The 11,650-nt window shown below is 29.8% G+C and carries 9 protein-coding genes; 7 read left to right on the forward strand and 2 right to left on the reverse strand.

The genetic code is table 11. The features are described 5' to 3' along the window. Positions 1-570: 570 nt before the first annotated feature. The 4 genes from KPL54_RS24240 (at position 571) to KPL54_RS24255 (ending at position 6,748) form a co-directional block, all read left to right on the forward strand. Positions 571-3,555, forward strand: a complete 2,985-nt coding sequence (locus KPL54_RS24240) for a hypothetical protein (protein WP_216109069.1) — start codon at positions 571-573, stop codon at positions 3,553-3,555. 266 nt (positions 3,556-3,821) lie between these two features. Beyond that, positions 3,822-4,301 carry a DUF3990 domain-containing protein gene (locus KPL54_RS24245; protein ID WP_216109070.1) on the forward strand — a complete coding sequence of 160 codons (480 nt, stop codon included), beginning with the start codon at positions 3,822-3,824 and terminating at the stop codon, positions 4,299-4,301. After that, complete coding sequence (locus tag KPL54_RS24250) at positions 4,298-4,738, forward strand: hypothetical protein (protein WP_216109071.1); 441 nt, start codon at positions 4,298-4,300, stop codon at positions 4,736-4,738. Before KPL54_RS24245 ends, KPL54_RS24250 begins: the two co-directional genes overlap by 4 nt. A 297-nt stretch (positions 4,739-5,035) precedes the next feature. Further along, positions 5,036-6,748 carry a methyl-accepting chemotaxis protein gene (locus KPL54_RS24255; protein WP_216109072.1) on the forward strand — a complete coding sequence of 571 codons (1,713 nt, stop codon included), beginning with the start codon at positions 5,036-5,038 and terminating at the stop codon, positions 6,746-6,748. Positions 6,749-6,805: 57 nt separating this feature from the next. Here the strand turns inward: KPL54_RS24255 and KPL54_RS24260 are convergent, their stop codons facing one another. After that, the gene (locus KPL54_RS24260) at positions 6,806-8,326 is read right to left on the reverse strand and encodes a hypothetical protein (protein ID WP_216109073.1); all 1,521 of its coding nucleotides are present in this window, start codon (positions 8,324-8,326) and stop codon (positions 6,806-6,808) included. Positions 8,327-8,513: 187 nt separating this feature from the next. Here KPL54_RS24260 and KPL54_RS24265 point away from each other — a divergent pair, with 187 nt between their 5' ends. Beyond that, positions 8,514-9,710, forward strand: a complete 1,197-nt coding sequence (locus KPL54_RS24265; RefSeq protein ID WP_216109074.1) for a hypothetical protein — start codon at positions 8,514-8,516, stop codon at positions 9,708-9,710. Positions 9,711-9,747: 37 nt separating this feature from the next. On the opposite strand, the gene KPL54_RS24270 is transcribed toward KPL54_RS24265, so the two are convergent. After that, complete coding sequence (locus KPL54_RS24270; RefSeq protein WP_216109075.1) at positions 9,748-10,164, reverse strand: hypothetical protein; 417 nt, start codon at positions 10,162-10,164, stop codon at positions 9,748-9,750. Positions 10,165-10,405: 241 nt separating this feature from the next. Between KPL54_RS24270 and spo0A the strand changes: the two genes are divergently transcribed. Then, complete coding sequence (spo0A, locus tag KPL54_RS24275; protein ID WP_216109076.1) at positions 10,406-11,224, forward strand: sporulation transcription factor Spo0A; 819 nt, start codon at positions 10,406-10,408, stop codon at positions 11,222-11,224. A gap of 237 nt (positions 11,225-11,461) precedes the next feature. Then, positions 11,462-11,590, forward strand: a complete 129-nt coding sequence (locus tag KPL54_RS26350) for a CD1375 family protein (RefSeq protein WP_253203767.1) — start codon at positions 11,462-11,464, stop codon at positions 11,588-11,590. Positions 11,591-11,650 lie beyond the last annotated feature (60 nt).

The following is an 11,650-nucleotide window of genomic DNA, read 5'->3' on the forward strand; positions in this document are numbered from 1 at the left end:
TCTTCTTCTTTATAATCAATAGTTAACACCTTTTGTGCATGAATTGCTTTTGAAATAGCAATTTCAACGTCTTCGAACACTCCTAAATATAGACTATCTTTGTTCATAATTTTCCTCCTCTTATTACAAAATTTAATTAATATTAAAAACGTAATTCGTTTTATGATAAACATGTTAGGATGAATAAGATTTTTTTATATTTTGTAAATAGAATATTATCACTAATTTAACTAAAAAAACAATATAAATACAATAAATGTAACATAACATCGTTAAAACGTTAACAAACTTCATATATGCTAGATATTTTTATACCATAATCTGTAAAGGGAAATTATAGACTGATTTTTCTAAATTTTAACAATATTTTCCACTAAAAATTTTGCTCCACCTTCAAGGGCTAATTCTTCTAGAAAAAATCACAAAAACATTCTAAAAATATGCAACTATACGGTTAGGACAAGCGTTATATAAGTGTATAACGCAAAACATAAAAATGGACTTTAATCAATGGTGATTAAGGAATGTTACATTAAAAAACTAAACCTAAATTAATGGAGGCATAAATATATGAATAAGAAAATTACAAGTTCAGCTCTTGCGGCTTTAATGATAGCAGGGTCAACATCTTTCACTGCTTTTGCAGCAATGGACAACGGCACCGTTGTTATAGGAAACAAAGCTTTTGATTTAGCTTATGCTAATGACGCTCGCAACCTTTCTGAAATCGCTAATGCAGTAACCGAAGGTGGAACAGTATATGTTAAAGATTTTGACGGTGACTGGAGAGATAATGTTACAGGGTTAGTGATTGAGGCAAGTATTATACCAGCTGTAGTTTATAAGAATGCTACTGGAACAGTAAATTTTGATGCTGCAGATACAAGTTTACCAGCTATTAAAGAAACACCTTATCCAAAAACATTTACGAATATAACAAATGCAATCACAAATTCATCTAATGTTGTTTATTTAACAGCAGTTGATCAATATGGAGAAGCTTTTGATATAGTAACAGATTCTACATATAAAATAACAGCAACAGTGAATGGGATGCCTTTAAGCCAGAACGAAACAACATTAGATACTATTAATAATATGGCAAAAATAACAATAAACAAAAAAATAGCTGAAAATGATATTGTAGTTATAATGCTCCAAAAGTTTGATAGAACTGCAAGCTCCACTACTGCTAAAGTATTGTCTTCAATAAGTACTAAATATACAGTAGCAAAAGATTTAGCAGTAGCGCCACAATCAATAATAGCTGTAAGTGCATCAGCAAATACTGTTTCGATAGGAGATGCAGCAGTTACATTAAAAGCTGATGTTAGAGATCAATACAATAACCCAGCAGATTTATCAGTTAACAAATTAAGATGGATAGTTGATAAGGGTGGAGATTTACTAGATAGTACTTCGGAATTAAATAGTGGCAAATTAACACTAGATAAAACTGGGAATACAGTTAATTTTAAAGCTATAAAAGCAGGTACAATAACTATAACTGCTTATAATGTTTTAAATGGTAATAAGGCTACTTATACGGTTGAGGTTGGAGTAACTAAACTTACAACAATTAAATTAACTTCAGAAAATCCAGTGACTTCATTTAATAACCAAGACATTAAGTATAATAAAATAACTCAAAATGATGGTGCTGTTTTAACACCAGATATGGTTAAATTCAATATAAAAGCTAAAACTAGTGGCACACTTGCTAGTGACATAACACCTATAGCGTCACTTAGGGGTGGAAGTGGAACTGACAAAAACGATATAGTAATCAGTGCTAAAACTATAAAAGCTGGTACATATGAAGTTACTCCATATGTAGGAACGTCATTTGATGCAGAGTCTGCTGTAAAGGCTACAAAATTTGATGTTACAACCATGGTAAATGGAGTTGCAACAATTATTGATCCAATAATAATACCAACACTTAAAGTTAACACAAAACTTGCAGCAAACGTGGTTATAAGGAATATGCATAACGAAATTATAGATGTAAGCGGTGATAATGTTACTGCATCAGTTTACAAGTCTGGAGTATTATCAAACAATATTAATGTGGAAAAATTAGATAAAGATGGACAAGTAGCTACAACATCGCCAGTTAAATCATTAAGATTTAATGCAAGTGAGGCAGGAAGTTATACAGTAAGAATAAGTGTTAAGGATGCTGTTGCAACTTATGATTTGGCAGTGAACGCAGAAGTTACGACGCTTAATTCTATTGAACTTGGAAATAATATTGTAGATAATACTATAATAGCAGGTGCTACGGATCCTGTTTACAGAGTTATAAGTGTGAAAGACAATAAAGGTGATGAAATAACTCCTGACATTGCAGCTTGGACTATTTCAACTAAAAATGGAGCAAATGTTATTGATTCTAGTTTTGCAAGTATTGTTTATTACAAACATGATGCAAAAGGGGTTATTGTTAATTCTACAATAGCTAATTCAGAGGGGATAGCTGTGAAATTTGATCCAAGTTCAACTGCAGTTAAAAATTTGGCAACAGACACAACACTAGTCGTGAGCCTTGGAAATAAAGCAATTAATGAAACATCTGTAATTAAAGATACATTAAATGTAACTGTAAAAGCTAAGAGTGCCGTGAAAGCTATAACACTTGCAGATGCTAATGTCTCAGTGATTCCTGGAGCTACTGTAAAAAAAGAAATAGTTATACTTGATCAATATGGTAAAGTTATAACTGATCCTGCTATGGTTACAGTAGTAGATGGAGTAAAAGCTACTGCAGTAGTTTCTTATGATGAAACAGATAAAAAAATGTATATAACATATACTGGTAAGACAACGGGAACTGATACAATAGTTGTAAAATCTGTAGCTGATGCTAGTATTAAAGCAACTGCAAACTTGACTATTGGTGATAATACAAATATAAAATCAATAGCATTAGATGCATATAATTACAAAGTATATAATGCAGCTGATGATACTAAGGACCAAACAGTAGCATTAACTTATAAAGTAAATGCTGGAGAAATAGACGTTCCTGCAAGTGCAATTAGCGTAATTGCTGATTCTAAGTTAGTTACTGTAACTAAAAGTGGTTCAATAATATATGTTAAATCAAAAGTTAATGATGCTACAACGGGTATTGGTGATAAGGATGCGGTTATAACGATAAGTCTTCTTACACCTAACGGAAAAACATCTTCAATGGATTTAACATTCTCAGATGATGCATCTGTAGCTACTAAGTCAACAGTAAAGATTAAAGATAGTGTTGATGAAAACAAAGACTTAGAGGGGACACAACTTATAATCGGTAAAGACATAAATGGAAATGTTACTAAAGATACAGTAAAGCAGATTACTTTAGTAGGTAACGACCAATATGGAAATAAAGATGTAGATGTAACGACTGATACAACTTGGGCCTGCGCTAATGAGGAAATTGCTACAGTAGGTGTGAAGACTGGTGTTGTAACAGCAGTAAAACCTGGTAAAACAACGGTAACAGGTTTTTACAAAGGGATTTTGTATACTGTAGAAGTTGAAGTAGCTGCAGTAAACTAATCAATAATTCTTAGAGTCATTGACCTACAAAAATCAGAAATATGTTAAAAAATAAAAATGTATGAAAACAGGTAAATAATGTTTTCATACATTTTTTTTGAGAAGAAATAGTGCCACCCACGTGGCAAGTGGCATGTTCAAAAGATTGTGCGATAACTAAAGTGAATATTTGTAATTTATATGAGAATGTAGAATAACTTTTAGTTTTCATGATATAATAGTTAATAATACATATGAATTGGAGATCAAATTTAAGGAGAATAGTTATGGAAAATCTTATAAATAATACATTAACAATTTATCATGGTGGTGATGAATTTATTACAAATCCTGAAATTAGAATTGGTAAATATACAAAGGATTTTTATTGGGGATTTTATTGCACAATCTTGCCAGAACAAGCAGAACGATGGGCTTTACGTAATATACGTAAAAGTGTGGTTAGTGTATATAATTGTACTATTAGTGCACAGTTAAATGTTAAGCAGTTTGAAAAAATGAGTGATGAGTGGTTAGATTTTATAGTTATGTGTAGGAATGGTGGAAGTCATGGGTATGATTTAGTCGAGGGACCTATGGCAGATGATACTATATATAACTATGTACAGGATTTTGTTGAAGGGAAGATATCTAGAAATGCATTTTGGGAATTAGCAAGGTTTAGATATCCAACACATCAAATAAGTTTCCATACAGCAAGAGCTTTAGCATGTTTAACATATGAAAGGAGCTATAATTTAAGATGAAATCAAAAACAAGTAATAATCTATATTATGTATGTAGCTTAATGGAATTTATTGGACGTGAAACTAAAAATAAACGTTATGATATAGTAAACCTTTTAGGTGAAGAAACTATTAGACATATATTGGAATATGCTGATGTATTTCATTCTGAACAAATAGCAGCTGTAGCTGATAGATTTATACAAGAATACAAAATAGAAAAAGGATCATTTGATAATGTAGAAAATTGTAAATATAATGTGCCGGATTATTGGAGTATTGGTGCCGTATATCAAAGACTTATAGAAAGCGTATGTAAGGTAGATTTAGTTTTGACATTAATAGAGGTATATAACTCTTGGATAAGTGTGTATATAGATGATTATAATATTGCAGTCTATTATATGACACCACAATACATTAAAGTTTGTTACGAACAAGGAGAAATTTTAGAATAGTAGAAACCCAGGTAAGTATTTTTGAATTTGGGTAATTTTTCTTACTTTAAATATATAATAAATAAAGATGCAACCATTTTTGGTTGCATCTTTATTTTTATCTAATTAATTAATATTAATATTAATGTTAAGCTTTATACTGTTACATCTGAAGACATTTAGGCATATGTTATACAAAATTGGCACGACAAATGTCATGCATCTTTTACAAAAAATATATAAATTTTAATATAATGGACATATAATATAAACATTGTTAAATAGAAAACCAAAGAAAAAAATTAGGAGTGAGTATTAATGAGATTTATTAAAAATTTAAAAATTATCCAAAAATTATTGTCAGCCTTTATTATAGTATCATTGTTTATGTTTATGATTGGGTTTATTGGAATGAATAATTCGAAAAAAATGAATAAAGATATTACTAATATGTATAATTCGGACTTGATAGGTGTTAAGGATACAATTAACATTAAATCAAATTTATTAGAAATTAAAGCTGATCTATTGTTAATTGCTAATCCTAAAAACAAAAGTGATTTACAGAAAAACAAAGATGATATTGAAGGGTTACAAACTAAAGATGATGCACTTATTGAAGAATACACGAAAAGTATAACTACTGAGTTAGATAAAGAACAATTAACAAAACTTCAAAAATCACTTGTAGATTATCGTACAGCAAGAGACGGTGTAGTTAAACAAGTTGATCAAGGTAATTATGATAAAGCAAGTGCACTTTTCCCAGAAGTTACAAAGAGTAGAATTGAAGTGTGTACAGTTCTAGAAAAAATACTAAAATCAAATATGGATGATGCAAAAGTTGATTATGAATCCAGTCAAGTATCATTTAGTAAAACTTTAACTCAAACTATGGCACTAAGTGGTATAGGATTATTTGTTGCTATCGCACTAGGTTTAATTATTTCTATTGCTATTTCAAGGAGTCTAAAGAAGGTTTTAATAGTTGCCCAGGCTCTTGGTGAAAATGATTTATCAAAAACTGTTGATCTAAGTACTAATGATGAGGTTGGTATTTTAGCGAAATCTCTAAATAAAGCTATAACAAACTTAAGAATGTTAATCGGAGAAATATCAGGAAGTGCCACTGATATTAATGCTACCAGTGAAGAATTATCGGCTACAACGCAGGAAATATCAGCAAAAATGGAGATTGTCGATGAATCTGTAAGACAAGTATCATTAGGAGCGGAACAGTTAAGTGCCACAACAGAGGAAGTAAATGCAACTACAGAAAGTATCGCAGAAAATGTGGCTGATGTCACTAAAAGAACCCATAATGGAAATAAGATTGCAAGCGATATAGAAGTAAAGGCAAGACAAGTTAGAGAAACTGCTGAAGTTAACGCTAGTAATACAAATAAATTATATTTGGAAAAACAAGCAAATATACTAAAAGCAATTGAAGAAGGCGAGGTTGTTGGTGAGGTTAAGATAATGGCAGATGAAATAGGGAATATAGCAAGCCAGACAAATCTTCTTGCACTTAATGCAGCTATTGAAGCAGCAAGAGCAGGAGAACAAGGCAAGGGCTTTGCAGTAGTTGCAGATGAGGTTAAAAAATTAGCTGAAGCGTCATCAACTACAGTTCAAAGGATTCAAGCGATAACTTTAAAAGTGGAACAAGCATTCCATAATATCTCTAACAATGCTCAGGATGTGTTAAGCTTTATTGATAATAAAGTTACACCTGATTATGAAATGTTTGTAGATACAGGTAAGCAATACGGTGATGATGCCATAGTATTTAATGAGTTATCGACGAGTATTGGAGACTCAATGAATGTAGTAAATGAAACTGTATTAGGAATTAAAAAGGCGATTGAAACTGTATCAGCTACAGCTGAGGAATCAGTTGCAAGTTCTGAGGAAATACTCGCAAGTGTTGATGAGTCTGTTATGGCAATTGCGGAAATAACAAAGGCTTCTCAAGATCAAGCGATACTCGCAGAGAAATTAAACAATATGGTTCAAAAGTTTAAATTGTAGAATATTAATTAAAACCCCGTTTAATTCAAATATGAGTTAAATGGGGTTTTAAAATGTTTATTTCTTGATGAGTTGTTTTTTTAAGGTATCTACTTGATGCGCAAGCCATTTTATAATTTCTTTTTTATCTTTATCTATAGGCGAGATTTGTTCCCAAATCTCTTTGAAATATCCTTCAAAAGCATTAATGACCATGGGCTCTTGAATTACTATGGCGTGTTTTGAAGATTCAATATGAACGCTATGTTTTTCTTTGATAATAAAAGAAGAAACGCTATTTCCTTTGTTTTTATAAAGAGTTTCATTAACAAAAGAAAATTTATAGTTGTCATAGGTTTTTAATAAATTAAGTATATTTTGTATAAGTATAATTATATCTTGAATATCAAAATCAATTGTATTAACTACGTTAAAGGAGTAAAAAGAGAGTTCCTTGTTTTTAATTATATTTTGCATAGAGCTTAGGAGATATATATCTAAATATTCATGTTGTTTTATATTTAGCAAAAAAGAGTTTACTCTACGCTTGTGTAGTTCTAATATTTTTATTAGCTGATCATTAGTAAAGCTCAGTTTCTCTAATAATTTCTTCAAAAGTATATTGGGAATAAGTGATAAGCTAAGGTTATTTTTAAACAAAAATTGACTTCCTGCTGTATTATCACTTTCATCTAAGGAGTTATTGTATGCTATACTTTCATCTAAATCATAGTAGTCCATTAAGGATTTAGATAAAGGTAAAAGAATTATATTGAAATTTTTACATAAAATATCAATTCCCATTTGATTGTTGGTATAAAAAGCGCAATCTATTTCAGAATTTAGAGTTGTTGAAAAACAACTAAAAGCACCTTCACCAGGAATAATAACCACTTCTCTACCCTGAGAAGCTACATCATAAGTTTTATAGTAATAAAGGAAGAAACGACCTGTTTCTAACAAGGGAATAGTGAAAAGTATAAGATTCATTATTTCCTTTATATTTTGGTTTAATTTGAATAAAAACTTTACGGTCCAGCCATTTATCAACGCTTTTAAAATAGCCTCTTTCCATCCTTTAAAATCTTCCTGAATTTTTATTAGATCTAGATTGTTGTCAGAGGAGAGGTAGATTACGTTATTGTCTTTACATTTTTCTTTTCCAGCCCTTTCAATTAAAGCTAATATAGATGATAAAACATTTTTACGTCCAATAATAATATTATTGTTGTCTTTATCTGATAAATTTATTTTTTTATTAGTTCTTATTTTTTTACCTTCCAAAGAACAGCCTTGAGCTTCTAAAAGAGCCTTCATTATTTTATTTTTCATGGATATTGTTATGTAAGCATTCCCACAAATTATCTTAAAAACATCATTTATACGTTGTTCTTGAATAGAATTCAAAATATTTTTAGAAAGAAAGTTTGTTATGCTTTCTATATAATTTCCATGATATGAAGGAATTCTTTGCTCATGAAGCCAACGGCTTATTAGAGAACTGTCAACGTTAATTCCTTTAGCTAACCGATTATTACTCATATCTAATGAGGAAAGTAGTAGTTGAAGACATTCCCCAAACTTAACTTTTGTAATCATAAAATGCTCCTTTTGAAAAAAATGTCATGCTTATTTTATAAAAACTATGTAACATTAATATTACCATTAAATATAAAAAACGACAATTTTATTTTATTGTAAAATCATTTATAGAATGTTTGTTGACTGTACTATTTATATTTTGTACAATGGTAATTGGAAATTATAACAAAAGGAGGGATATAATATGACTAGAACTAAGGGATCTAAGAGGAACAAATTGATAGGGGTACTTATTATTTTAGTAGGTGTACTAGCAGTTTTTGCATACATGGTATTATATAGCGGTGGAATGACAATCAGAAAAACGACTACAACAGAGGTTATAGGAAAGCTTGCAAAGGTGCAGATAAAAGGTGGAGAATTTGAATTAACTCAAAAGAATATGGATGAGTTAAGCAATTTATATTTTGCAAAACCTATAACCAAAGGAAATATAACTCTTGATGGAGTTAATGTAGAAATCTTAAACGACGAGCTTTTAATAAATGCTCCTATAAAATACAAAAATCTTAACTTATTATTTTCATCAAAGGGAAAAGTAAGTGTTTTAAATGGAAAAGTTACATATGATGCCGAAAATTTTAAAATTGGAAAACTTAAATTACCTAAAAGGATTGTTTTATCTCAAATTGTAAAGCTTAATAATAAAAGCTTTTATGTTGAGGGTAATTTAATAAAAATTAATCCAAGTATGTTTCCTTTTAAAATAAGTAGTCTTAAAATTAAAGATAATAAAATACTAGCAGCGTCTCCCAAGCAGAGTATAAAAAAGTCCTTTGAAGAGATTACTAGAATGGGTGGGACAGAGATTGATAAGCAACTAGAAATATTGAAACAAAAAATACAAAGTGCTGCTGACCTTATGGGTGGAGAAGCAGAAAAAGCAAAATTAAAAGAAATTCAAGATATTATAGATAAGGCTAAGGGTAAATCAATAGATGAAAAGAAACAAATTATAAGTGATAGTCTTAATAAGATTGATGGAGCCATTAGTAAAATAACAGACAGTGATAAAAAGAAAGAATTAGAGAAAATTAGAGCTACGGCTGAAAATGCACAAAAGATCGCAGTGGAAAAACAAAAAATATCTCAGAAGCAGAATGCGGTTAAAAGTGCTTCATTAATAAAGGCACGGGATGATTTAAGTGGTGCATATTCTCAGGTAGGGACTTCAAAAGAAAAGCAAATGATATCAATAATGAAATCAACTATGAGTCAGATGGCATCAGATTCATCTTATAATTCTAGCTCAGATCAAGCCTCGGTTAGGTCTATTTACAGTACCCTTGATTCACAAAGTAAGAATAAATTTAAGTATGCACTGGCTAGCAATGTTGATTCGGACAATCTTTCTGTGTTAAGACAGATTTTTGGAATGTAAAAAAGGATAGTGAATTTCACTATCCTTTTTTATTATACTATTTAGATGAAATCATTAATATTACATCTTTATCTTTACCCATTTTTTGAACTATAATATTTGCTATATGTGTACCTTTTTTAGCAAATATAGTAGTGGATTTTGTGGCTCCAGTAATAGTCCAACCATCTTTTTTTAAGATAGCTTGATAATCATTAAATACCTTTACATCTGTTGTATTTTTTAAAGTATATTTAGAAGTAGCAAGTGTTTTTTTTGTTTTAGCAGTGTATTTAGCTGATTTTACTCCATTATATGTTGGGAGATATGCTAAATCCTTAGTATATGTTATTTTAGCAGGAGTAGTAGTAGCAGCTTTACTAGTCTTACTTGCATCTGTAGTGGTTTTACTACCGCATGCAACGAAAGATAGAGATATAACTAACACCATTGTAATGTAGAGAAACTTTTTCATGAAAAATCACCTCCTTAAAAAATTAGCCTCAATGTACATTTTAAAGCAATTAATAGTAATGTCAAGTATCTACATTGCGAAAATAATATTATATAAATATGGTAATTTATTAAATCAATAGTAGTAAAAAAAATGTCAATATTTCAAATTTTTTTGTTTTGAAAAGAGGAATTTGTACTTTTTTGTCGAACTTATATATTAGTATAGTTTGTTACTAATATATAAAGGGGATTACAAAAAAATGGTAAATAAAAAAATTAACATAGTAATTGCAGATGATAACAAAGAATTTTGTAATGTTCTTAATGAATATCTATCGAATGAGGATGATATTAATGTTATTGGTATTGCAGGAGATGGAATAGAGGCAATAGAGCTTATTTACGAAAAAAAACCTGATTTATTAGTACTTGACATAATTATGCCTAACCTTGACGGACTTGACGTTTTAGAGAGATTAAGTAGAATGAATAAAAATTTAAAGCCTTATATAATAGTTTTGTCAGCAGTTGGAAATGATAAAATAACTAAAAGAGCCATAACTCTCGGGGCAGATTATTATGTTGTAAAACCTTTTGATATGGAAGTATTTGCTCAAAGAATAAGACAGATGTTAAATAACACTATTAATAGTGTTAGTGCAGTACGAACATCTACTTATGCTGATAATACTCAGAGTGGAGCTTATGAAAATGAATCTACAAATGCTGATATGATGAATGAAATAACTAAGATTATCCATAAGATTGGAATACCTACTAATTTAAAAGGGTATATGTACATAAGAGAAGCAATATTTATGGTTATTAGTGATACTGGACTTTTATCATTAGTAACAAAAAAATTGTATCCATCAATAGGCAAGAAATTTAGTACTACAGCGAGTAGGGTGGAAAGATCAATGAGACATGCGTTAGACATTGCATGGAGCGGGCTTAAAGAAGAGAATATTAATGAAATTTTTGGTTATACAACCTGTAATAAAAAAGGTAAGCCTAGTAATTCAGAATTTATAGCGATGGTTGCTGATAAGGTAAGAATGCATAATAGGGTTAGCTAAAACTAGTTATGCGAACGGTTAAGGCGATATTACACGCCGATAAACATATTAAAAATCCTAGTGGAATTAGCTTAAAATTATTTTATGAATCTATAAATATTTATTTTAGAATACAATAGACTTTTTTATTTATTGGGTGTGCTAACCAAGAATAGGGAGGTCTATTATTATGGAAAAAATTAATATACAAATTGATGAATTTATAAATTATAGACCAGCTAATTAAAGATGGCTCACATGTATTATAAATTAGTAGGTGTAGGATTTAGAACAATGGAATTAATAGAAGGAAAGATACAAGTCCCTGAAGAGTATAGAGCAGGTGTACAAGCATTATTAGATATAGATAAATTAAAAATTATTTAGTCTAAAGGACTGTCGTTCAATAAAATTCACTATAAGGAATAATGAGTAATTAAAGGTATA

Source organism: Clostridium estertheticum, assembly GCF_018861295.1.
Classification (GTDB): Bacteria; Bacillota; Clostridia; order Clostridiales; family Clostridiaceae; genus Clostridium_AD; species Clostridium_AD estertheticum_D.